We start from the raw sequence: 25738 nt of genomic DNA on the forward strand, positions 1-25738 counted from the left end.
GTGGTATTTTTTAGATTGTGGTATTACTTGCACATAGCACAATAAGTTAAGAAATGCTAATAACAAAACACTCTAACCATGTGTTGCGTAAAATACGTTTTTAATAGAATTTAGGGTTTTCTATATTATAAAATGGCAAACCATTCTTAGTAACTCGATAAATATACAAAATTACTTAAACAAAAATATACTATTTATTTAGAAATCACATTAAACAAATCATAATAAAATCTTAAAAACCAATAAAAACCTACAATAAAATACACTAATACCACGACAATTTTTAAAAAATACCACAAAAGCAGATTTTAATTTAAGTTCATTAATGCCCCTTATATAATATTAACTTAATCTAAATGCTTATGGATTGTAACACTATTTTTTTTAGAAAAATCGTATCAAGCTGCTTAGTAATCCTAACCTTATTTTTTCTCTTCCCAGGGAAAAGTTATGCGCAGTCGATACCTGTTTACGCCTCATCAATAGTGAGTGAGGATAATGTAGATGCAGCCACCAATTCCATAGATGGAAATATGGCGAGCAGGGCCAGAATAAGAGCCAGCTCGGGAATTGCCATTGGAATTGGAGCTTATTCTGGACATTTGGAAATTGAATTTCCAACTTTAGTCCCTGCAAACACTACAACATTTGTTAAAATTCAGACCGATGACAATTTGTTGCCTGCACTGCTTAGCGGTAGTTTGGGAGGTTTACTGTCTGATATTTTAGGAACTGCACTTATTGGAAACCAGGAATTTAGCGTTCAGGCTAAAAATGGAAGCACTGTTGTACTTCAGGGCAACAGTTATACAATAAATGACTTTGCGACTTCCAGATTGCGAATCGTAACCAATGCGAATAATGACTACTTTATTGCGCTGACTCCTTCTCAGGCTTATAAAAGCATAAGGCTGACAAACCGTTTGGGTTCTTTAGTCGGATTAGGCAATACCAAAAGACTGGATGTTTATGAAGCGTTTTACATTGGCACACCGGATATTTGTGGAGGCGCAAGCTTTACATCCTTTGACGGAACTGGTTTAAATTTAGATTTGCTTGGTTTAGGCGGAGCAGGAGTGACGAATCCGAATTATGTTTTGGATTCCAATCCCAATAACTTCTCCAGATTAAGTTTAGGGATTTTGGCAGTTGCCGCTTCGGTTGAACAAACGGTTTATTTTGATGGTACATCACAGCCAACCGATCAGTTTTTTGTAAAATTAAAAGTGGATCCTGCATTGCTGGCTCTAGGAGTTGCGAACAATATTCATATTGTTGCAGCCAATGGACCAAATGTCATTCAAACTGTTAATTTGAATTCGCTGCTTAATTTAGATTTGCTGACATTGCTTCAGGGAAACCAGGTTGTTACAATTCCGTTTTCTCCCAATGCAACCGTGAATCGAATAACGGTGCGTTATAGTTCTTTACTCAATGTGCAGCTGACTCAAAGCTTGGACTTGTATGGAATTACAAGAGCACCGGCTCAACCTGTCATTTCCGATCCCTTTACCTTAAATCCAATAACCTGTTCAGGGTCAACTGCAACTTTAGTTGCACAATCCGGCCCGGGAACAGAACTGGTTTGGTATTCTCAGGCTCAAGGCGGAACGGCTATAACAACTGTTAATTCGGGACAGCCTTTTGTAACTTCTATCCTGACTCAGGATACTTCATTTTATGTCGCCTCAAAAAGAACAGGATGTCCGGAAGAATCTCTTAGAGTGAGGGTAGATGTTGAAGTAATTACTTTACCTACGGCAGATGACATCACTATTCCGTCAAGTCTAAATGCCTGTAATGGTTCTATAATTTTATCTCCCGCATCTTCGATTGGTGGTGCTGCATTCAGATATTATAAAGACCAACTCAAAAGCCAGGAAATCACAACAGGTTATACCGGAGATGCTGGTGTTACTTATGCAGTGAACAATGCAACAGGCGAATTGACAATCACTGGTTTGACAGCGATTAATTCACCTTATCACTATTTTATTTCGCTTACTGTTGGAGGGCTTTGCGAAAATGCCGCCAATACTTTAAAAGAAGTTGTAGTGAATTATTCATCAACATTGAGTTTAAGCGTATCCGCTGCAATACAGGGTTGTGGAAGTGTAAATTTGAGGGATGCGATTCTTAACTTTGATAATTCAAGCGATATTGTATATCATTTTTATGATAGTACCCACACTCCAATTACAGCCGAATTGGCTGCTAACATACAAACTGGAGGAATTTATTATATCCAATCCAGCAGCCTTAGCGGAAGTTGTTCCTCTTCGGAAGAGCAGGTAACGGTTACGATTAACCCTGAACCAACTTTAGTAATTACTAATACAAATTTGGTTGTCAATTTAGGGACTTCGGTTACGCTGCAGGCAACTTCAAATGCTTCAATTACATGGTACGATTCAAATGGTAATGCATTGCCATCAAATACCTATGGCCCATTTACTACTGCCAGTTTTTACACTTTTACTGCCATTGCCAGCAATGGTAATTGTTCCAAAAGCCAAAACGTTTTTGTTACCGTAATTGACCCTGCAAATTGCCCTGTTTTAACCGAAAGGGTTTATGCAGACAGTCAAAGCTGGAGTTCAATCATAACAGGTGGTGTTGCAAATGCAAACCTGAGTATTGACGCAAATCCGAGAACACACTCCACTATAATTACAGGATTGGGTTTATTAGGAGTTGGAACCACTTGGCAGACTTTACAATGGAATCAGACTGTTCCTGCAGGAACGCCATTAAGCGTAAAATTGGGTTCAGAATATAGCGGACTGGTTTTAGCCGGAGCTTATTCAGTGGTTGGAACCAAAAGGAATACATCCGGAATCCCAATTGATATTGGATTCCTACAGCCGGTTTCTGGCTCTTTATTGGATTTACTTCCGGGAGAAAATACTTTTGAATTTACTTTTGTGCCTTCCGATTTTACCGGTCCAAAAGACTATGATGGCGTGCGGATTATTGTTGGTTCAGTCCTTAGTGTTGCTCAAAACGTAAAAGTCTATGAAGCTTATTATGACAGAGCCGTTGCTCAGGTTGCCTGTAATCCGGAAGATGTAAAGGATGTTTTTTATGGAGCTGTTGATTTAGGCGTAGGCGTTACCACTGCAACTGTTGGAGTTGCCAATCCTTACGATGCGGTAGATGCTGATGATGCCACTTATGCTACTATGTTTAGTGGGCTTGGAGTATTAGCTGCTGCCGATTTGACTATTTCATTCCGAACACCAACGTTAACAGGTGATTCTTTAAATATTATACTTTCCCGTCCGTCAACTATTTTAAATCTTGGCTTGCTGACTGGTTTTACTGTTCAAATGTATATGGGAAACACGCCTGTGGGTTTACCATTAGACAATACCTCGTCTTTATTACAACTTACACTTTTGAACGGCGGTTCAGAAGCTGCTTTGACAGTACATCCACAAACCCAGCCTTATGATCGGATTAAAATTAGATTTGGAGGTGTTGCAAGTGTATTGGATTTATTGAGGGTTCACGATATTCAAAGGTTTGCTGATACTTCTGTAGTTGATGCCGATTTAACAAATACCATTGAGGCCTGTCCCGGAGATACACTTCGTTTAAACATTTTACCCGAAGATTGCGCCACATTTATTTGGTATGATGCTGCCGTTGGTGGAAATATCGTTTCTACCGGAACCAGTTTCACATTGCCTTCAATTTTGGCCGCAGGAACTTATACTTATTATATTCAGCCGGTTCGTTTTGGATGTGAAACCTATGCAAGAGGAACAGTAACTGTTATTGTTGGGCAAACCGCTCCACCTACAGCTATTTCCCAAATACTGATTAATGGTAGTACAAATCCTGTGGTTTGCACAACAACCGGAAATGTAAACCTTCAGGCTGTATTGAACAGCACGATAACAATTACAAATCCGGTATTTCATTGGTATTCTTTTGATGGAACCTCTCAAAACCCAATCGTAGGACAATCTTCTTCAACCTTAGCACTGACAGGATTAACTCCTGGAAGTTATACCTATTATGTTGGAGTAAGTTCAGATGAATATTGCGAAACTGCCCAACCCGACAGGGCAACAGTTACGATAACTATTTTGCCTTTTACGGTTGCAACTGATATTACAGCTAATGATGCATTGTTTTGTTTGGGAAATAATGCAGCTATAACTCCAACAACTATATTGCCAAACCCACAGTTCTTTTGGTTTTTCTCCAACGATAATTCACAGCCTATTGCAAACGGAAGTGTAGTTGGAGCAGTAACATTTACTATTGGAACTGATGGTACGCTTACCGTTTCGGGATTAGTTGCTGGAGTTTATACTTATTATGTTGGCTTAACTTCTGATACAAGCTGCCTAAATCAGGCTGGAGATTTCAAACCAGTTGTGATAACGGTTAGTGGCGGAACAACACCAACAACTATTTCAGCTTCTCAAAGTTTCTGTATGGTAAATAATCCAACAATATCTGATATTCAGGTTAATGAAACCGGAGTGACTTGGTATGATGCACCAACAAATGGAAACGTTTTGGCCGCTTCAACACCTTTAACAAATGGCGGAATTTATTACGCTTCAATCATTGATGGAACTGGTTGTCCAAGTTCGACAAGATTGGCCATTACAACTACTGTTAATCCCGGAACTACTCCAACAACTACTTCGGCTTCACAGAGCTTTTGCTTGGTAAACAATCCTACTATTGCTGATATACAAGTGAATGGGGCCGGAGTTCTTTGGTATGATGCACCTGTAAATGGAAATATTTTGACATCCACAACAGCTTTGACAAATGGTGGAATTTATTATGCTTCAATCATTGATGGAACAGGTTGTGCAAGTTCAATCCGTTTAGCGGTTACCACAACGGTTAATCCGGGAACAACGCCAACCACATCTTCCGCTTCGCAGAGTTTCTGTTTGGTAAATAACCCAACGATAGCTGATATTCAGGTTAATGAAACCGGAGTGACTTGGTATGATGCACCTGTAAATGGAAACATTATAACATCCACAACAGCTTTGACAAATGGTGGAATTTATTATGCTTCAATCATTGATGGAACAGGTTGTGCAAGTTCAATCCGATTAGCTGTTACAACAACGGTTAATCCTGGAACTACACCAACCACAATTTCGACTACGCAGAGTTTCTGTTTGGTAAATAATCCAACCATTGCTGATATTCAGGTAAACGAAACGGGAGTAACGTGGTATGATGCGGCTGTAAATGGAAGTGTTTTGGCATCGACAACTACTTTGACAAATGGCGGAATTTATTATGCTTCAATCATTGACGGAACTGGTTGTGCGAGTTCAATCCGTTTAGCGGTTACTACAACTGTTAATCCCGGCACAACACCTACAACAACTTCAACTTCGCAAAGTTTTTGTTCTACAAACAATCCAACGATAGCTGATATTCAGGTAAATGAAAGTGGCGTAACCTGGTATGATGCGGCAACGAATGGAAATATTTTAGCTGCTTCGACAGTTTTAACAAATGGCGGAATTTATTACGCTTCAATAGTTGATGGAACAGGTTGTGCCAGTTCAATTCGTTTGGCTGTTACCACAACCATCAATAACGGAACTACACCAACAACCACAAATAATTCGCAAAGTTTTTGTTTGGTAAACAATCCAACAATTGCTGATATACAGGTCAATGAAACGGGTGTGACCTGGTATGACGCTGCAACAAATGGAAACGTTTTGGCGTCGACAACAACCTTGACGAATGGAGGAATCTATTATGCTTCAATTACTGATGGTAATGGTTGTATAAGTTCAGTTCGTTTGATGATTACTACAACTATTAATCCTGGAACTACACCAACCACAACTTCTACTTCTCAAAGTTTTTGTTTGGTTGACAGCCCGACTTTAACCAATATTCAGGTTAATGAAACTGGGGTAACCTGGTATGATGCTGCTGTAAATGGAAATGCACTTCCTGCAACTACATCTTTGGCAAATGGTGGAATTTATTATGCCTCAATCCTTGACGGTACAGGATGCGCCAGCTCAATTCGTTTGGCTGTCACAACAACAGTTAATGGAGGAACAACTCCCACGGCAACTAATCCATCTCAAAGCTTCTGCCAGTCAGCCAGTGCTACATTGGCAGATGTACAGGTGAATGAAACCGGTGTGACTTGGTATGATGCGCCAGCAGGAGGAAATGTTTTGCCTTCAACAACATTATTAGCAGATGGAGGAGTTTATTATGCCTCTATCATAGACGGTTCCGGTTGTGCAAGTTCAATTCGATTAATGGTAAATACAACATTTACACCGAATACTCCAGCTGTAATCAACGGAGGAACAAATCCAGCCTGTGCTTTTGACGAGGTGACGTATACCACAAATCCGGGAATGTCTAATTATGTATGGACAGTAATCAACGGAATTGTGATTGCCGGCGGTCAGCCTACAGATGATTACGTAACTGTTTCCTGGACTTCGGTTGGACCGGCTCAGGTGACTGTTGATTTCATTAACAGCTGCTCTGGACATAGTGTTAGGGAATTGGCTCTTAGCGTGGTTTCATGTTCCGATTTGTTAATCACCAAAACAGTTGATAACCCGACTCCAAACATTGATACGAATGTTGTCTTTACAATTACCGTTACCAATTCAGGTCCAAACCATATCTTGAATGTTTCGGTTAATGAACCTCTGCCTTCAGGATATAGTTTTGTGAATGCAACTTCATCAGTTGGAAGCTACAATTCAGGAGTTTGGGAAATTCCAAGGATAAATTCCAATGAAACAGTAACCATGTTGTTAACGGCAAGGGTATTGCCGACTGGAGATTATATGAACACTGTAAGCATCGGAACTTCAGATCCAATTGATACCGATCTTTCCAATAATGATGCTTCAATAACAACAACTCCATTATGCCTCATTGTTTATAACGAGTTTTCTCCAAATGATGATGGTTCCAATGAATTTTTCATAGTGGATTGCATTGAAAATTATCCAAACAATAAACTTCATGTTTATAACAGATACGGAACACTGGTATACGATCGAAGTCATTATTTGAATGACTGGAATGGTACTGCCAATGTATCTGGAACGATTAACGTTAATGATAAACTGCCTACAGGTACTTATTATTATGTTCTTGATGTTGGCGTAGACAATATAGTAAAAACAGGTTGGTTATCTATTGCAAGATAATCCTGTGGATACTTACGCCTGAATTATTAATCTAAATGTTATAAATATGAAACTAAATATACAAATCAAAAATACGTATTGTTTGTTGCTGATTTCCTTTATCACCAATGTGATGAATGCCCAGCAGGATCCCGAATATACGCAGTATATGTACAATACGATGACGGTGAACGCGGCTTATGCCGGTTCTGCAGGTACATTGGAAGCCATTCTTTTACACCGCTCGCAATGGGTTGGGATAGAAGGTGCTCCCGAAACACAGGCTTTTGCCATTCACGCACCTCTTTCAAATGAAAGGGTCGGATTGGGCTTAAGTGCTGTGAATGATAAATTAGGTCCATCCAACGAATTATTCCTTGATGGAAATTTCTCCTATACCATACCATTGGCGTACGATAAGAAGCTGGCTTTTGGTTTAAAAGCCGGCGTCCGAATGCTGAATGTAGACTGGTCTAAAGGAAGATTCAATAATCCGATTGACCCAGTCTTAAACGAGAACATCAGCAATAATTTCAAGCCTTCATTGGGTGCAGGAATTTATTACTATTCAGACAAATGGTATTTTGGAGCTTCGGTTCCAAATTTCATCCGCAATGATTATTACGATGATGTGCAGGAAGCGGTTAACCGCGACCGATTCCACTATTTCTTTATCGGAGGTTATGTTTTTGATATTTCCGATAACCTGAAATTCAAACCTGCTTTCCTGGTTAAGGCAGTTAGCGGCGCACCTTTATCGTACGATCTATCAGCTAATTTCCTGATTCACGAAAAATTTACTGCCGGCGCTTCCTATCGTTGGGATGATTCGGTGAGTGCACTTGCCGGTTTCCAGGTAACTAAAAGCATTTTCATTGGCTATGCCTTTGACTATACGGTTAGTGACCTTAACAAGTATAACGATGGTTCTCATGAGATTATCCTTCGTTTCCAGATGCAGAAAAAATCAAGTCAAATGAAATCACCAAGATTTTTCTAAAAGCTATTATTATGAAAAAAATATACACTCTTAGTCTGATGTTTTGTTTGACGACCGTTTTTGCTCAAACGAAACTAAAAAAGGCAGACGAACTTTTTAAGACCTTTGCCTATGTTGATGCTGCCAAAGCCTACGAAGAATATCTTCAGAAGGTTGAAAAACCAGGAACCCAAACCTTAAAGAATGTCGCCGATTCGTACTATTACACGGGCGATAGCCGCAATGCTTTAAAATGGTATCAAAAACTCTATGATATTCAGGGACAGAGCATGGAAGATACTTACTTCCTGCGATACATCCAGTCAATGAAAGGCGTCATGGATTATGAAAAAGCCGATTTGCTTACCAAGGAATACCTGAATAAAAAAGGCGACCAGAAGCAAATTGCCCATTATGTAAACCAGAAGAGGCAAATGGACAGCCTGGCCAAAACCAAACCTTTGTATGAGATCAAAAACCTGGATATCAATTCGGCTAAATCTGATTTTGGGACCGCTTTTTATGGTGAAAAAATTGTATACGCTTCGAGTAAGGATACCACAAGTTTCAATGAGAAACTCTACAGTTGGAACAAACAGCCTTTCCTTAATTTATATATTGCTGAAAGGAATACGGCTGACGGAAGCTTGTTTAACGATGCATTATTCCTGCCGAATGTTGCCACGCGTTTTCATGAAGCCACGATAACATTCAGCTCCGATTTAAAGACTACTTATTACACCACGAACATTGTTTCGAAGAATAAGCCGGTTTTGGATAAGGACAGGACAAACAACCTGCAGATTATCAAAGGCTCAATCGACAATGGAAAGGTAACCAAATCGGATAAGGTTTTCTTTGATAATCCTAAGTATTCCGTTGGGCATCCGGCTTTGAGCGAAGATGGCAAATGGTTATTCTTTGCTTCGGATATGCCTGGTGGTTTGGGTGGAACTGATTTATACGTGGCTCAAATCGCAGAAGATGGCACGATGAACACACCACAAAATTTGGGACCAAAAATCAATACTGTTGGAGATGAATTGTTTCCGTATTTCAGAAATGGTGTATTGTACTTTTCTTCGGACGGCCATTATGGTTGGGGTGATTTGGATGTTTATGAAAGCAAATTCTCAAACGGACTAAACTTTTCGGAACCAAAAAATTTAGGAGCACCAATAAACAGCAACAAAGATGATTTCTCTTATATCATTGACGCTGGTGGAACTTATGGTTATTTTTCTTCAAATAGGGCAGGCGGAAAAGGCGATGACGACATTTATTATTTCACAAAAGGAAAGCCAGTTTGTAACGAATACATCACCGGAAAAGTAACGGGCATCAAATCAAAACTGCCAATAGAAGGCGCAACGGTAAATGCCTACAACGCTTTTGGTGATTTGATTGCTACGGCAACTACCGATGCTAATGGTTATTACAAGCTGACCGTTCCATGCGATAAGAAAATAAAAGCCGTTGCGACAAAAACCGGTTACAGTACTGAAGAAAGGGAAGTCACGACCAAAAATGTCAATGATTTCGAAATTCCGGATATCAACTTTGAGCTGAGCAAGTATGATGATTTGGTTGCCAAAGATAAATCAGGTGAAGAAAAGATTGTCATTAATCCGATTTTCTTTGAATTTGACAAATGGAACATCATGCCACAGGCTGCGGCCGAATTGGATAAAGTGGTTTTTGTATTGCAGAAATTCCCTAATGTAAAAATCAAGATCGAGTCACACACTGATTCTAGGGGAAAAGATGCCTATAATATGAAACTTTCGGATAACCGTGCAAAATCAACCCAAACGTACATTCTTTCCAAAGGAATTGATCCTGCACGAATTGAAAGCGCACTAGGTTTTGGCGAAAGCCGATTGACAAACAAATGTAGTAACGGTGTCAAATGTACAGAAGACGAGCATTTTGCAAATCGACGTTCCAATTTCATCGTGATTCAAAAATAAATAATTCAGGGGTATTGTTTCTTTAAAGCCACTCTAATTTTAAGAGTGGCTTTTTTGTTTTTGGTAATAATGTTACATTTGAGGGATTCTAATAACATTTCAATTTTCAAAGTTTTATGGACGTTCAAAATACCATTCAATCACTAAGGGACGAACTCAATCAGCACAATTACAACTATTATGTGTTGGACACTCCAACGATTTCCGATTTTGAATTTGACCAAAAACTAAAGCAGCTTCAGGAATTGGAAGCACAGCATCCGGAGTTTTTTGACGAAAATTCACCAACACAAAGAGTGGGTGGAGCCATAACCAAAAACTTCAACACGGTCGTTCATGACTACCGAATGTATTCGCTCGACAATTCCTATTCAAAGGAAGATTTGATTGATTGGGAAACCAGAATCCAAAAAGTTCTTGGAAATGCTCAACTACAATATACCTGCGAATTGAAATACGACGGCGCTTCTATTTCAATAACGTATGAAGATGGTAAATTAAAGCGTGCAGTAACCCGTGGTGATGGTTTTCAGGGTGATGATGTTACGACGAACATCAAAACGATAAAGTCAATTCCACTTCAGCTAAAAGGAAATTATCCTGCAAAGTTTGATATCCGTGGCGAAATAATATTGCCTTTGGAAGGTTTTGCCAAAATGAATCAGGAACTCATTGAAATTGGTGAAACGCCTTATTCCAATCCGAGGAATACCGCTTCGGGAAGTTTGAAATTGCAGGACAGCGCTGAAGTTGCCAAACGTCCATTGGAATGTTTGCTTTACTTCATTGTTGGTAACAACCTCAATATCAAAACCCAATTTGAAGGTTTGGAAGCTGCACGGAAATGGGGTTTTAAGGTTCCAAAGGAGGCAAAATTGGCCAACAATATTGACGAAGTTTTTGAATTTATCAATCATTGGGATACACACCGACACAATCTGCCTTATGAAACCGATGGTGTTGTAATCAAGGTAAATGATTTCCATCAGCAGGACGAACTGGGTTATACCGCCAAAGCTCCGCGTTGGGCTATTGCCTATAAATTTAAGGCCGAACAGGTTTCCACGGTTCTAAATTCGATTTCGTACCAGGTTGGACGAACAGGTTCCATTACTCCGGTTGCCAATCTGAAACCGGTGCAACTTGCCGGAACCATTGTAAAACGCGCTTCCTTGCACAATGCCGACCAGATTGAAAAACTTGACATCCGCGTGGACGACACCGTTTTTGTTGAAAAAGGAGGGGAAATCATCCCGAAAATTATTGGAGTTGATTTTGCCAAAAGAAGCCAGGATTCCAAACCGACTGAATACATCACGCATTGCCCTGAATGCAATTCGGAGTTGGTACGAATAGCCGGTGAAGCCAATCATTATTGTCCAAATTTCTATGGTTGTCCGCCACAAATCATCGGAAGGATACAGCATTATATTTCGCGTAAAGCCATGGATATTGAAGGCCTTGGAGGAGAAACGGTTGCTTTGCTTTTCAACAACGGTTTGGTAAAGGATTATTCGGATTTATATGAGTTAAATGTTGATGACATTATAAACCTGGAACGAATGGCGCAAAAATCAGCGGAGAATTTGGTAAACGGCGTCCAGAAATCCAAAGAGATTCCGTTTGACCGTGTTTTATATGCTTTGGGAATCCGATATGTTGGGGAAACCGTTGCAAAAAAATTGGCTAAACATTACAAAAACATTGATGCACTTCAGAATGCGTCGCTTATGGATTTGATTTTGGTTGATGAGATAGGAGAGAAGATTGCCCAAAGTGTCATCGAATTTTTTGATAACCAGGAGAATGTCAAAATCATTGAGCGTTTGAAAGCGTTTGGAGTACAATTGGAACTGATTGAAAAATTCAATCCAAATGCAACCGACAAATTGGCTGGGAAAACCTTTGTAGTTTCGGGAGTTTTTGAAAAATTCTCACGTGATGACCTTAAAAAAGCAATTGAAGACAACGGTGGAAAAGTGGGAAGTTCCATTTCTGCCAAAACCGATTTTGTGGTTGCAGGCGATAATATGGGTCCGGCCAAACTCGAAAAAGCCAATCAATTAAAGGTGCCGATTATTTCAGAAAATGATTTTCTGGAAATGATAAGTCGTTAAAATGCTCATTTATATCGTTGTAATTCAAAAAATTAGTTTACTTTTATTAGACATTCAACAATAAAGAGTTGTATCAATTATAAAAGTCCTACTGATGCAAAATGATTATTTGGAAAATCTAAAGAATAATAAAGTTGCAAGCTTGCTGCTGGTATTTTTTTTCACGGTTTCTGTTATTGAAGTCCTTGCCGAATATTTTGAAAACAAGCTTTTAATCTGGATGACCAAACCACTGATTCTGCCAATCCTGATTGCTTACTATTTAAGGGTTTCCAAAAAAATAAGTCCGTTTTTCATCATTGCATTATTGTTTAGCTGGGTTGCCAACCTGTTGTTTATCCAGGATTCATTTCAATACATATTCTACGGTGTTTTTTTCTTTTTGGTTTACAGGATATTGGTCATTTACATTATTGTCAACAAAGTAAAAATGCCCAATTCGGTGCCCTTGATCCTGGGTTGTGTTCCCTTTATCTTTCTATATGTCATTGTTACACTTTACACTTATGACACTTTGGGGAATAATGTTTATTTGTTTTTGCTTCAGGGGGGCTTTACGATATTTTTAGGAGGATTCAGCCTTGGCAATTATATCATGGTTTCCAACAAACCCAATTCGTTATTGCTGATAAGCACCATGTTTATGGCCTTTAACCAATTCATATTTTTGTTGAAACTCTACTATGACGATGTGAATGTATTGCAGGCAACTGCTATGATATTGTTTGTTTTGGGGCAGTTCTTATTGACAAGGTATATGTTTTATACAGAGAAGAGTAAGCATAAATATGAGGTTATATAAAAGTTTATAGATGCAAAAAAGAACCAACATAATAAACGCGCTGACGGTTTGCTATTTTGTACTGGCATTCTTTGAAGTGCTTGCAGAGTATTTTGTAAGCAGGCCTGTTATCTGTACATTAAAACCCATTCTTCCATTATTCCTGATACTTCTTTATTATATAGAATCAGATAATAGGGATAAGGTGTTTGTAGTCGCACTGTTATTGTCCAGCGTTACCAATATCCTCTTCATTCCGGATACGCCACAATATTTATTTTATGGAGTGTTGATTTTTTCAGTGCATCGGATTTTGGTTCTTTACCTGATTTTCATGCATCAGAAGGTTAAGGATTATGTCCCGATTATCATAGCAACAGCACCTTTCTTACTGGTATTCTTTTACCTTTTTTCGGAAACAGTCGAAATCCCAGAAAACAGTGTTTGGATTTTGATTATTCAAAACCTGTTGATTTCGTTATTTGCCGGAATCGCACTTTCGAGTTATGTTATGAATGATAATAAACAGAATTCAATATTGCTGATTAGCGCATTGCTTTTTGTAATGCTGCAGTTTGTGGTTTTTATCGAAAAGTACTTTTTGATTGACGAATTCGAAGAGCTCTTCAGGCCATTGGCGATGACACTCAATGCCCTGGCATTCTTCTCGTTTTACAAGTATGTGGTTACAGGTGAAAAATCAAACAATAATGGATTTTCCTAAAGCTATTTTTGAAGCATCGCTGTCAAAATGAAAATCAATCCTGCCCAGGTTTACACCATAACATCCAACCTGATTGACCAAAACATCTTTACCGTCAGCATTTTTTAAAACAGTTGGTTTATCCAAAAAAGTATGTGTATGCCCGCCAATAATCAAATCGATGTCTTTGGTTAGCGTAGCCAATTTGGTATCACAGATTTTATCAGGTTCGTTTGGGTATTTGTAACCAATATGCGAAAGGCAGATGACCAAATCACATTTTTCTTCGTGCTTTAAAATCCGTGCCATATCCTGGGAAATGCCAACCGGATCGTTATAAACGGTTTCCTTATAATTCTTCTTGTCAACCAAACCTTCCAAGCCAACACCAAGGCCAAATACGCCAACCTTAATTCCGTCTTTGTTGAAAATCTTATACGGTTTCACATGGCCATTCATAATGGTATTTTTAAAATCATAATTTGCCGAAACAAATTCAAAACTGGCATTCGGCAATTGATTGTACAAACCCTCAATCCCGTTGTCAAAATCGTGGTTTCCAATGGTTGCCAAATCGTATTTCATCATGCTCATCAGTTTGAATTCCAATTCGCCTCCATAATAATTGAAATAAGGCGTTCCCTGGAAAATATCGCCCGCATCAAGCAATAACACATTTGGATTTTCCTTTCGAATGGTTTCTATCAAAGCTGCCCTTCGCGCTACGCCACCCATATTTGGATTTTTAGGATGCGTAGGAGGAAAGGGGTCAATGTAACTGTGGACATCATTGGTATGAAGTATCGTCAAATGCTTTGTATCCGGAGCTTTAAAACTACTCAGTGATAAACCGCCAAGTCCTAAAAATGCCGAACTCAATGCTGTGTTCTGTATAAAATCTCTTCTTTTCATGGTCTTATTCTTTGGTAATCCTGATGTCTTTATTGGCTGTAATTGTTTTGTTTTCCTTGAAATAATCAATGATGATATTCCGAAGTTTATAGCTCAGGTCATATTGCGCAACGCCTTTTTTGAAGAACAGCATATTGTCGCCGCCATTTGATAAATAATCGGAAGTCACAACATAATAAACTTTGTTTGTGTCTAATGGTTTTCCGTTGACCAATATGTTTTTAGGTTGATTGTCTTTGCCAATGGTAAATGTCAGCCCTTTTAAAGGATGTGGTTTTTTCTCTGTAATGATATAATTGATCATTTCTAAAATCTGTTCGCTTTTCAAACCAATAACGATGGCGCTGTTCTCAAAAGGCATCACTTCAAAAGCGGTTCGTGCTGTTACATTGCCTTTCGGAATGATGCTTCGGATTCCGCCGTGGTTGAGCAGGCAGATGTCGATTGATTTCTTTTCGCGCATTTGAAAAACCTTGTCCGATTTTTCAAAAGTGATATCTGCAAGGAAGTTTCCCATTGCCGTCTGCCATTCGCCCGATTTGTCCAAAGTTTCGGGAGCATTTGCCAGGACTTTATTCAAATCTTCGTCAATTTTATCGCGATAAGGTTTGATAAAGTTTTCAATTGCAGCAACTTCCGAATTCTTGTCTGTAATTCCAATTTCCCTGCCTTCAATTTTGGTTACGGCATATTTCTTTTCGGCGCAGGAAATAAAGGCTGTAAATGTTAATAATAAAACAAAATGCTTTAATACAACGTTATAGTTTTTTAGTTTTACCATCGCTTTTTGGCACTAATTTTAGTAAATTTGTAATTCAAGTAAAAGTAGTATGTTTTTAAATTACTTAAAGGATTTTTCAACAAAAAAAATAGTTAAAAATAGTTTATCCAATGTTAAACATTTAGCTTCTGATAAAGTAATAAAAACAGTAGGGATTATCTTTGACGAAAGCTATTTTTACGAAAGGGAAGCCCTGGTAAATGAATTAATCCAAAACGGAATTGCAGAAAACGATATTAAAATCCTGGTCTTTAAGGATAAGATAAAAAAGAACGAAGTTTTTGATTATCCGGTTTTCAGCCACAAGGATTTGAGTTGGACAGGAACTGTAGATAAAAAGGAAGTAAAGGAGTTTGTGGCTGAGCCATTCGATTTATTGATTAATTATTACGATACTGAAAAAGTTGCATTACTTTTGGTTTCACATTTGTCCAAGGCTGGTTTTAAGGTAGGTTTTGCGTCCATAGATAAAAGGCTCAATCACTTTATGATTGATACCAATGCCGAAAACTACAAGGTTTTTATGGACGAACTATTCAAATATTTAAAAATTCTAAACAAAATATAACATGCAATCATTAATTGGAACAGGAGTTGCGCTTGTTACACCCTTCAAAAAAGATTTCTCAATAGATGTTGAAGCCTTAAAATCCATAGTAAATTTTCAGATTGATAACGGAATTGATTACCTGGTTGTTCTTGGAACTACAGCCGAAAGCGCTACACTTTCCAAAGAAGAAAAGGAATTGGTTATAGATACTGTGGTCGAAGCCAACAAAGGAAGGCTGCCGTTAGTACTTGGTGTTGGAAGCAACAATACATCCGAAGTTGTTGCCGAATTAAAATCAAGGGATTTCAAGGATTTTGTTGCGGTTCTTTCTGTTTCGCCTTATTACAACAAACCAACACAGGAAGGAATTTACCAGCATTTCAAAGCGATTGCTGAAGCTTCTCCGATTCCGGTGATTTTGTATAATGTTCCGGGACGCACATCAAGCAATATGCTGCCTTCAACTATCATAAGACTGGCGAATGATTTCAAAAATGTGGTTGCCGTAAAAGAAGCTGCAGGCGATATCGTGCAGGTGATGAAACTGCTTCAGGATAAGCCAAAAGATTTTCTGGTAATTTCAGGTGATGATATGATTACACTGCCGATGATTTTGGCTGGTGGTTCTGGCGTTATTTCGGTAATTGCAGAAGGTTTTCCGAAACAATTTTCAGAAATGGTGCATCTTGGTTTGAACAAAAGAGTAGACGAAGCGTATAAACTGCATTATCTTTTAGCCGATTCCATCGATATGATTTTTGAGCAGGGAAATCCGGCAGGAATCAAGGAAGTCTTTAAAACACTGGGCTTATCGGAGAATACAGTTCGTTTGCCTTTGGTAAATGTCGATGAAGATTTGGCAAACCGCCTTCAGGCTTTCACCAATAAAATTGCAAAAATGTAGTTTTTTTGAACCCGAAAAAAATATTTTGTTATCTACAATTAATAACTAAATTTGCAGTTGCTTTTTAAAACACAAAAAGTGTTTAAAATCAGCTGAATTAAATAAAAAAATGAAGAAATTTTTAGTCCTGTTTGCTGTATTACTTTTTTTATCGTCCTGCAGTGAATACCAAAAAGCCTTAAAATCGGAAGATACTGCTGTTAAATATGCCGCTGCAGAAAAAATGTACCTGGCAAAGAAATATGGTAAAGCCATAAGATTGTTTGAACAGCTTTCTCCGGCACTAAAAGGAAAGCCATCAGCTGAAAAGATGTTTTATATGTATGCCCAATCCTTGTATAAAACCAAGCAATATTACTTGGCCGGATATCAGTTTGAGAGTTTTGTAGCGAGTTATCCAAAGAGCGAAAAAATTGAGGAAGCTTCATTTTTAGGAGCAAAATCATTTACGTTCCTATCGCCGGTTTATAGTTTGGATCAGACTGATACCTACAAAGCCATTGATAAGCTTCAAGCTTACATTGATACTTATCCTGAGGGTCAAAACCTTCCTGAAGCCAATACCTTGGTAAAGGCAATGAGGGAAAAACTGGAAAAGAAAGCATTTGAAAACGCAAAGATCTACCATACAATCACCGATTACAAAGCGGCAATGGTAGCTTTTGACAACTTTCTTATTAATTTCCCGGGAACTTCATACAAAGAGCAGGCATTATATTATAAATTTGACTCTGCCTATTTGTTAGCAATAAATAGTGTTCCTGCCAAAATGCAGGAAAGGCTTGAAAATGCAAAAGCTGCTTATTCGAGTTTGGTGAAATTTAAAGCTGATTCTGAATACAAAGCAAAAGCCGATGAAAAGTTGGCGCGAATTGAAAACGATTTAAAACAATATTCTAAATAAAAAGTCATGGATTTAAAAAAGACGAATGCACCAGTAAACACAGTTACTTATAATAAGACTGCGATTGAAGAGCGTACTGGCAATGTTTATGAGGCAATTACAATAATGGCTAAAAGAGCAAACCAAATCAATTCTGAAATCAAAAAAGAATTGACCGAGAAATTGGAAGAGTTTGCTACTTACAACGATAGTCTTGAAGAAATCTTCGAAAACAAAGAGCAGATCGAAGTTTCTAAATACTACGAAAAATTACCAAAACCACACGCATTGGCTGTTCAGGAATGGCTTGATGACAAAATTTACTACAGAGATACTACAAAAGACTAATTAAGATGTCTGTTTTAAGCGGTAAAAAAGTACTACTCGGCATATCCGGAGGAATTGCCGCATACAAGACAGCAACGTTAGTCCGATTATTTATAAAAGCCGGTGCACATGTCCAAGTGGTCATGACACCGGCTTCTAAGGATTTTGTAACACCGCTTACGTTATCCACACTTTCCAAAAACCCGGTGCATTCCTCTTTTTATAATGAAGAGGACGCGAATGCACAATGGAACAACCACGTCGAATTAGGGCTTTGGGCCGATTTGATGCTGATTGCTCCTGCAACTGCCAATACGCTTTCCAAAATGGCGAATGGCAATTGTGATAATCTTTTGATTGCTACTTATCTTTCTGCAAAATGTCCCGTTTACTTTGCCCCGGCTATGGATTTGGATATGCATAAACATCCGTCGACACTTTCCAGTTTTGAGCTTTTAAAGAAATTTGGCAACATTATGATTCCGGCCGAAACAGGTGAATTGGCCAGCGGATTATCTGGCGAAGGAAGAATGGCTGAGCCAGAAAACATCATCGCCTTTTTGGAAAAGGATTTGGAAAGCAAACTGCCATTAAAAGGAAAAAAAATCCTGATTACAGCTGGTCCAACTTACGAAGCAATCGATCCGGTACGTTTTATCGGGAATCATTCTTCGGGTAAAATGGGATTTGACATTGCGTCAAAAGCAGCCGAATTGGGAGCTTCTGTAACATTAATTTCAGGGCCAACACACTTAAAAGCAAAAAATCCCGTTATTAATCTGATCCGTGTGACTTCTGCACAACAAATGTATGATGAATGCCATAAGCATTTTAAAGATATGGATGTTGCCATTTGTGCCGCTGCAGTTGCAGATTACAGGCCAAAAGTTGTTGCAGCCCAGAAGATTAAAAAAGCCGATGCGTCTTTGAGCATTGAACTGGAAAAAACGCAGGATATATTGGCATCATTAGGAAAAATAAAGAAAAATCAGTTTTTGATTGGCTTTGCGCTGGAGACCGAAAATGAAATAGATAATGCAAAGTTGAAAATTCAGAAAAAAAACTTAGATTTGATTGTTTTAAATTCGCTTCAGGATGAAGGAGCAGGTTTTGGGAAACCGACAAACAAAATCACTTTCATCGATAAGGATTTTGTGGTAGAGCCAATGGATTTGAAATCTAAGGAATTGGTTGCAACCGATATTATGAATAAAGTAATTGCTTATTATGAGAAATAGAATCAGTCTTCTTTTATTGCTTTTTGTTGGAGTAGTACAGGCACAACAATTGAATTGTACCGTACAAATTAATTCAGACAAAATAGCGAGTACCAACAATCAGATTTTTAAGAATCTAAAAACTTCGATAAGCGATTTTGTAAATAAAACCGATTGGACAGGAGAAGAATACAAGCAAAATGAAAAGATTGAATGCTCGATGGTGATTATCATCAACAGCTATGATTCCAATCAGTTTACCGCAACTTTACAGGTTCAGTCGAGCAGGCCAGTCTTCAATTCATCGTATTCGTCGCCGGTATTCAACTTTAATGACAATGATTTCAGTTTTCGTTATATAGAATTTGAAAACCTACAGTTCAATCCATCAACATTTGATTCCAATTTAGTTTCTGTTTTGGCGTATTATAGTTATATGATCCTTGGATTTGATGCCGATACTTACAGCCCAATGGGCGGCAATAAGAACTATGAGATTGCACAGCAGATTATGACTGTTGCACAACAAGGAGGTTACAAAGGCTGGAGCCAGTCAGAAGGAAATCAAAACCGCTATTATCTGGTTACCGATGTGATGTCGGGAACTTATGATGCTTACAGGCAGGCACTTTATCAATACCATAGGGAAGGTTTGGATACTATGAATTCCGATTTGAAAGGTGCGAAAGACAAGGTTATAGCTTCAATCAATACGCTTTCTGCTATTTATAAAGTGCGTCCCAATGCCTTTTTAACCAGGGTGTTTTTTGATGCCAAAGTAGACGAATTGGTATCCATTTTGTCGGGTGGACCAAAGGTTTCATTATCTGAAACTATTGATAACCTAAATAAAATGTCTCCACTCAACGTAAGTAAATGGCAATCGATTAAGTTATAATTAGTACATTTACTTTTTAAACTTTCCTTCATTTCCTAAACATGATTACTTCGTTATCCATTGAAAATTTTGCGTTAATAGAAAAATTAAACATCGATTTTTCCAATGGATTTTCAATTATAACTGGCGAAACGGGAGCAGGAAAATCAATACTTCTTGGGGCATTGGGCCTAGTTTTGGGAAAACGTGCCGACCTGACGTCACTAAAAAACAAGGACGAAAAATGCATCGTCGAAGCCAATTTTTCTATCGGTAAATACAAGCTGGAATCCTTTTTTGAATCCAATGATTTGGATTATGAAGAGGAAACCATCATTAGAAGGGAAATCCTTCCTTCGGGCAAATCAAGGGCTTTTATCAATGACAGTCCGGTAAACCTTCAACAGCTTCAGGATTTAAGTTTTTACCTTATTGATGTGCATTCGCAGCATCAAACTCTGGAATTGTCTGAAGAAGATTATCAGTTTAAGATATTGGATTCTATTGCAAATAATCAGGAATTATTGGGCGAATATCAGGCTTTGCTTAAAACATACCGTGTGGCAAAATCAACTTTGGAATCGAAGAAAAATGAATTTTCAACGATTCTCAAGGAAAAGGATTATAATGAGTTCCTGTACAACGAACTGGAATCGGCAAATTTAAAACATGGTGAACTAGAGGAACTCGAACAACAGTATCAGTCCTTGAACAATGTCGAATTCATAAAGGAAAACCTCGACAAACTTTTGTCAATGGCAAATGAGGATGAATTTGGAATCCTGAAAAATCTCAAAGAGTTTAAAGCAACGCTTCAAAAAAATGCTGGTTTTTCGACTGAATATCAATCGGTTTTAGAAAGGACAAATAGCATTTTAATAGAGTTTGATGATATTGTAAAGGAACTGAACCGCGAATCGGAATTGGTTTATAATGACCCTGAAAAACTCGAAGCAATCAATCAAAAACTACAGTTGATTTACAACCTGCAGAAAAAACACAACGTTTTGACTGTTGAAGAGTTATTGGAAATCCAGGCTTCCTTGGAAAGCAAAGTGGTTTCTGTTTCCAATTTGGAAGAAGAAATCGCAAAACTTGAAAATGATATAACGGATTTTGAATCTCAATTGGATGTCATTGCTCTAAAAATAAGCAGGAGCAGGAGTGAAGCTGTTCCAAATTTATCTGAAAAACTCATTGCCATCCTGAATCAGTTAGGCATGCCGAATGTCAGGTTTAAGATTGAAATCAGGTCATCTGCTACATATCACAATAATGGGAAAGACAGCCTTGAATTTTTGTTTTCGGGAAATAAAGGAACCGATTTTGGCCTGTTGAAAAAAGTAGCTTCCGGTGGTGAAATGTCGAGGATAATGTTGGCTGTAAAATCGATTCTATCACAATATTCAAAACTGCCTACTATCATTTTTGATGAAATTGACACTGGTGTTTCGGGTGAAATTGCCAATAAGATTGGAGAAATCATGCGGGACATGAGTAAAACGATGCAGGTTTTTGCCATAACGCATTTGCCACAAATTGCAGCTAAAGGAACCAAGCATTATAAAGTATTCAAAACCGTGATGGGAGAAAATACCGTTTCCGAATTGAAATTATTGAATACTGAAGAGCGAATAATTGAAATTGCAGAAATGCTTTCGGGTAAGGATATTTCAGATTCGGCAGTGAATCATGCCAAGGCATTGCTGAATTAAAATCCGAATTCATTACTTTTGTAACACATAAAAACTAATCTAAAAATATTTATAATATGATTATCGAACCAAGAATGCGAGGATTTATTTGTTTGACTGCACATCCTGATGGTTGTGCTGAAAATGTCAAAAACCAAATTGAATATGTGAAATCAAAAGGTCACATTGAAGGCGCAAAGAAAGTATTGGTCATTGGAGCTTCAACCGGTTTTGGTTTGGCCTCAAGGATTACAAGTGCTTTTGGTTCAGGAGCTGGAACGATTGGAGTTTTCTTTGAAAAAGCACCTGCAGAAGGAAAGACTGCAACTCCGGGTTGGTACAATTCGGCTGCATTTGAAACCGAAGCACATAAGGCAGGTTTGTATGCAAAGAGTATTAATGGAGACGCGTTTTCGAATGAAGTAAAACAACAGACAATTGATTTAATCAAAACTGATTTAGGTAAAGTTGACATGGTAATCTATAGTTTGGCTTCGCCTGTCAGGATGCATCCGGTTACAGGAGTTTTGCATCGTTCAGTGTTAAAACCTATTGGCCAGAAGTTTACAAATAAGACTGTTGATTTCCATACAGGAATTGTTTCTGAAGTCAGCATTGACCCGGCAAACCAGGAAGATATTGACAATACGGTAGTCGTAATGGGTGGCGAAGATTGGGCTATGTGGATGGATGCTTTGAAAGGAGCCGGTGTTTTAGCTGATGGCGCTACCACAATTGCTTATTCTTATATCGGACCGGAAGTTACTGAAGCAGTTTATAGAAAAGGAACCATTGGACGCGCCAAAGATGATTTGGAAGCTACTGCATTTAAAATTACAGACAGTTTGAAATCATTAAACGGAAAAGCTTATGTTTCCGTAAACAAGGCATTGGTAACCCAGGCTAGTTCTGCGATTCCGGTAATTCCTTTGTATATTTCGTTATTGTACAAGACAATGAAGGAAGCAAATGTGCATGAAGGTTGTATTGAGCAAATCCAGAGATTATTCGCTGAAAGGCTTTATAAGGGAGAAGAGGTTCCAACTGATGAAAAAGGAAGGATTAGGATTGATGATTGGGAAATGCGTGATGATATCCAGGATAAGGTAAAAGAATTGTGGGCAAAAGCAACAAGCGAAAACCTTACTGAAATAGGAGATTTAGCAGGTTATAAGCAAGACTTCCTGAATCTTTTTGGTTTCGGGTTTGACAAAGTAGATTACAAGGCTGATGCGAATGAACTGGTTCAGATAGACAGCATTAAAAATTAACACATTTATTAGAATTTTTAAATTAAAACTCACAATTTATTTGTGAGTTTTTTTTATTATCCCTACTTTTATTGCTATTAACTTTTTAAACACTATACAATATGAAAAAAATTACGTTATTATTCCTGTTTTTAATAGGATCAATTACGTCATCATTTGGTCAATTCACGGAAGGTTTTGAGTCTGGTATTCCAGGCACGTGGACTGTTATCAATGATGGCGATGCCAATACCTGGGTTGCGTTCACAACTCCAACGGTATTTGTTTTAGATGGGACGACTTCGGCTGTTATTACGTATTCAGCTACAGCCCATGACGATTATTTGATTACTCCTGCAATCACAGTTGTTGCCGGTGTTAATGATCGTTTTAGTTTTTGGGCAAGAAGTTTTGATGTAGATTACCCGGAAGAATTCGATCTTGTGGTTTCTACAACAACTCCAACTAATGGAGCATTTACTGATGTAATAGATACGGTTGCGCCGAACAGTGCAGACACAACTTATACAGAATATACTTATGATTTATCAGCTTATGTTGGGCAGACCATTTATATTGGAATGCATTCAACTACTACTGACAAATGGAGGATTTCTGTTGACCATGTTGTAAACGATGCACTTCCATCTGCAGCTCCTGATTGTGTTACTTTAACTGCGCCAGCCAACGCTGCAACAGGTGTTGATTATTTGGCTGGAATTACCTTAACCTGGGATGCAGCTACAACAGGTGTTCCTGCAGCATCTTATGATGTATATTTAGATACCAATGCTGCGCCAACTACTTTGTTAGGAAACACTACAGCCTTAACAGGAACAGTTAATGGATTATTAGCTTCAACTACATACTACTGGAAAGTGGTAGCAAAAAACCTTGCTGGTGAAGCTACCGGATGTTCAGTATTCAGTTTTACAACAATGGCAAATCCGGTTGCTCCTTATTGTGGACCAATAACATTTACCAACAATGTTGAGCCAATAACTTTAGTGAACTTTGCAGGAATCAATAATGTAACTGACCCTACATTAAACGGAACTCCGGATCACGAAATTTTTGCATCTCCAACCGGAGCTGTAACTGCCGGAAGTTCTTATACAATTACTATTCAAGGAAACACAGATGGTAATTTTACAAATCGTTTTATGGTATTTGCCGACTGGAATCAGGATAATGATTTCGCTGATGCTGATGAGGCTTACACCATAACACAAACAATCACAAATTCAACAGGTACTGACGCCATTACGGCTACTCAATCGCTTTTGGTTCCGCCAACAGCTTTAGCGGGAAGCACTCGTATGCGTGTTAAAAAAATATACGGAACTACAAACTATACTGATCCATGTCTTGGAACTGGTTTCGGACAGGTTGAAGATTATACCTTAGTAGTTACTGCTGCTCCTTCTGATTTACCTGATTACGCTAACTTACAATGGCCTCCAACGGGTACCATTGTTCAAGGTGCGGGTACAGTTACTGTTTATGGTCAAGTTTATGAAGGTGGTTTAACCGATGTAGCTCCAAATATTGTTGGACAGGCTCCAGGAATCAATGCTTGGGTTGGATACAGTACTGATGATACCAATCCAAATACATGGACAAACTGGTTCCCGGCAACATGGAACTCTGGTGCTGTTGGAAACAACGATGAATACCAATATGCTTTAGGTACTGGATTGCTTGCAGGAACTTACTACTATGCAACAAGATTCCAATTAAATGGTGGAGCATTTGTTTATGGAGGAATTGATCCTGTTGGTGCTGGTAATCCTGGTAACTTCTGGGATGGTACAACATTCAAAAGTGGTGTATTAACGGTAACGCCACCACCACCGCCTGCAAATGATGCTTGCGGAGGTGCGATTGCACTTACTCCAGGTAACGTTTTTGGTGACCATCCAGTTACAGGAACAGTATTGAATGCAACTGATGCAACAGAAACTCCATCTTGTGCTTTCAACAATACTCAGAATTCAGATGTTTGGTATACTGTAGTAGTTCCGGCTTCTGGTACTATAACTATTGAAACTCAGGCTGAAGCTGCAAATAGTTTAGGCGATACTACCATAGCTGCCTTTACTGGTACTTGTGGAGGTGCTTTAACAGAAGTTGGTTGTGATGATGATGCAGGTACCGGATTATTCTCATTACTTTCGTTGACTGGCTTAACTGCCGGAGATACACTTTACATTGGTGTTTGGAAATGGGGTACTGATGCTCCAACCGATACAGAAAACCAATTTAAGGTTTCCGCGTATGATGCATCTTTAGCTACTGGTTCATTTGATAATGCTAACTTTGCATACTATCCAAACCCTGTGAAAAACGTTTTGAATTTATCTTATACTAAAGAAATTTCAAATGTTGATGTATTTAATTTATTAGGACAAAAAGTAAGTGCTAATGCAATTAATGCCAACAACGCTCAAATTGATATGTCTAATTTGGCAAATGGAACCTACATGGTAAAAGTAACATCTGATAATCAGGTGAAAACAATTAGAGTTATTAAACAATAATTTTTTTAAAAAATTTTTATAGTTAAAACCACCTATTTAATAGGTGGTTTTTTTTATTTATAATTATATTTGTTAGCTACA

The 25738-nt window shown here is 38.3% G+C and carries 17 protein-coding genes; 15 read left to right on the plus strand and 2 right to left on the minus strand.

Annotation, left to right across the window (positions count from 1 at the left end):
- The first annotated feature begins 362 nt into the window (after positions 1-362).
- From L1S31_RS07180 to L1S31_RS07205, 6 genes are all read left to right on the plus strand, one after another.
- Positions 363-7193, plus strand: a complete 6831-nt coding sequence (locus L1S31_RS07180; protein WP_236464008.1) for an Ig-like domain-containing protein — start codon at positions 363-365, stop codon at positions 7191-7193.
- 46 nt (positions 7194-7239) lie between these two features.
- Positions 7240-8172 carry a PorP/SprF family type IX secretion system membrane protein gene (locus L1S31_RS07185; RefSeq protein ID WP_236464010.1) on the plus strand — a complete coding sequence of 311 codons (933 nt, stop codon included), beginning with the start codon at positions 7240-7242 and terminating at the stop codon, positions 8170-8172.
- A gap of 11 nt (positions 8173-8183) precedes the next feature.
- Positions 8184-10121, plus strand: a complete 1938-nt coding sequence (locus tag L1S31_RS07190; RefSeq protein WP_236464012.1) for an OmpA family protein — start codon at positions 8184-8186, stop codon at positions 10119-10121.
- A gap of 116 nt (positions 10122-10237) precedes the next feature.
- On the plus strand, positions 10238-12238 hold the full coding sequence (gene ligA, locus L1S31_RS07195; protein ID WP_236464014.1) for an NAD-dependent DNA ligase LigA: 2001 nt from the start codon (positions 10238-10240) through the stop codon (positions 12236-12238).
- A gap of 94 nt (positions 12239-12332) precedes the next feature.
- Positions 12333-13040, plus strand: a complete 708-nt coding sequence (locus tag L1S31_RS07200) for a lysoplasmalogenase family protein (RefSeq protein WP_236464016.1) — start codon at positions 12333-12335, stop codon at positions 13038-13040.
- 10 nt (positions 13041-13050) lie between these two features.
- Positions 13051-13743, plus strand: a complete 693-nt coding sequence (locus L1S31_RS07205) for a lysoplasmalogenase family protein (RefSeq protein ID WP_236464018.1) — start codon at positions 13051-13053, stop codon at positions 13741-13743.
- Here L1S31_RS07205 and L1S31_RS07210 read toward each other — a convergent pair.
- Together L1S31_RS07210 and L1S31_RS07215 are read right to left on the minus strand one after the other, a co-directional pair.
- A complete protein-coding gene (locus L1S31_RS07210; RefSeq protein WP_236464020.1) occupies positions 13720-14634 on the minus strand; it encodes a bifunctional metallophosphatase/5'-nucleotidase in 915 nt (304 codons plus the stop codon). The two genes, L1S31_RS07205 and L1S31_RS07210, sit on opposite strands and share 24 nt — an antisense overlap.
- A 4-nt stretch (positions 14635-14638) precedes the next feature.
- Complete coding sequence (locus L1S31_RS07215; protein ID WP_236464022.1) at positions 14639-15415, minus strand: 5'-nucleotidase C-terminal domain-containing protein; 777 nt, start codon at positions 15413-15415, stop codon at positions 14639-14641.
- A gap of 49 nt (positions 15416-15464) precedes the next feature.
- Between L1S31_RS07215 and L1S31_RS07220 the strand changes: the two genes are divergently transcribed.
- The 9 genes from L1S31_RS07220 to L1S31_RS07260 all read left to right on the plus strand — a co-directional run bounded on the left by L1S31_RS07220 (position 15465) and on the right by L1S31_RS07260 (position 25657).
- Entirely contained in the window at positions 15465-15983 is a 519-nt protein-coding gene (locus L1S31_RS07220) for a DUF6913 domain-containing protein (RefSeq protein WP_236464024.1), read from the plus strand.
- 1 nt (position 15984) lies between these two features.
- The gene (gene dapA / locus L1S31_RS07225; RefSeq protein ID WP_236464026.1) at positions 15985-16869 is read left to right on the plus strand and encodes a 4-hydroxy-tetrahydrodipicolinate synthase; all 885 of its coding nucleotides are present in this window, start codon (positions 15985-15987) and stop codon (positions 16867-16869) included.
- A 109-nt stretch (positions 16870-16978) separates the two neighbouring features.
- A complete protein-coding gene (locus tag L1S31_RS07230; protein ID WP_236464028.1) occupies positions 16979-17773 on the plus strand; it encodes an outer membrane protein assembly factor BamD in 795 nt (264 codons plus the stop codon).
- Positions 17774-17779: 6 nt separating this feature from the next.
- Positions 17780-18100 carry a DNA-directed RNA polymerase subunit omega gene (locus tag L1S31_RS07235; RefSeq protein ID WP_236396634.1) on the plus strand — a complete coding sequence of 107 codons (321 nt, stop codon included), beginning with the start codon at positions 17780-17782 and terminating at the stop codon, positions 18098-18100.
- A 5-nt stretch (positions 18101-18105) separates the two neighbouring features.
- A complete protein-coding gene (coaBC, locus tag L1S31_RS07240; RefSeq protein WP_236464030.1) occupies positions 18106-19317 on the plus strand; it encodes a bifunctional phosphopantothenoylcysteine decarboxylase/phosphopantothenate--cysteine ligase CoaBC in 1212 nt (403 codons plus the stop codon).
- On the plus strand, positions 19307-20194 hold the full coding sequence (gene porD / locus L1S31_RS07245; RefSeq protein ID WP_236464031.1) for a type IX secretion system protein PorD: 888 nt from the start codon (positions 19307-19309) through the stop codon (positions 20192-20194). The genes coaBC and porD overlap by 11 nt, the downstream gene beginning before the upstream one ends.
- 41 nt (positions 20195-20235) lie before the next feature.
- Entirely contained in the window at positions 20236-21888 is a 1653-nt protein-coding gene (recN, locus tag L1S31_RS07250; RefSeq protein ID WP_236464032.1) for a DNA repair protein RecN, read from the plus strand.
- A 56-nt stretch (positions 21889-21944) separates the two neighbouring features.
- Positions 21945-23138 (plus strand): enoyl-ACP reductase FabV, encoded by a 1194-nt coding sequence (gene fabV, locus L1S31_RS07255; RefSeq protein ID WP_236464034.1) that lies wholly within the window; start codon positions 21945-21947, stop codon positions 23136-23138.
- Between the two features lie 101 nt (positions 23139-23239).
- Complete coding sequence (locus L1S31_RS07260) at positions 23240-25657, plus strand: T9SS-dependent choice-of-anchor J family protein (RefSeq protein WP_236464037.1); 2418 nt, start codon at positions 23240-23242, stop codon at positions 25655-25657.
- The last annotated feature ends 81 nt before the right edge of the window (positions 25658-25738 follow it).

This window comes from Flavobacterium wongokense, assembly GCF_021608265.1.
Taxonomy (GTDB): domain Bacteria; phylum Bacteroidota; class Bacteroidia; order Flavobacteriales; family Flavobacteriaceae; genus Flavobacterium; species Flavobacterium wongokense.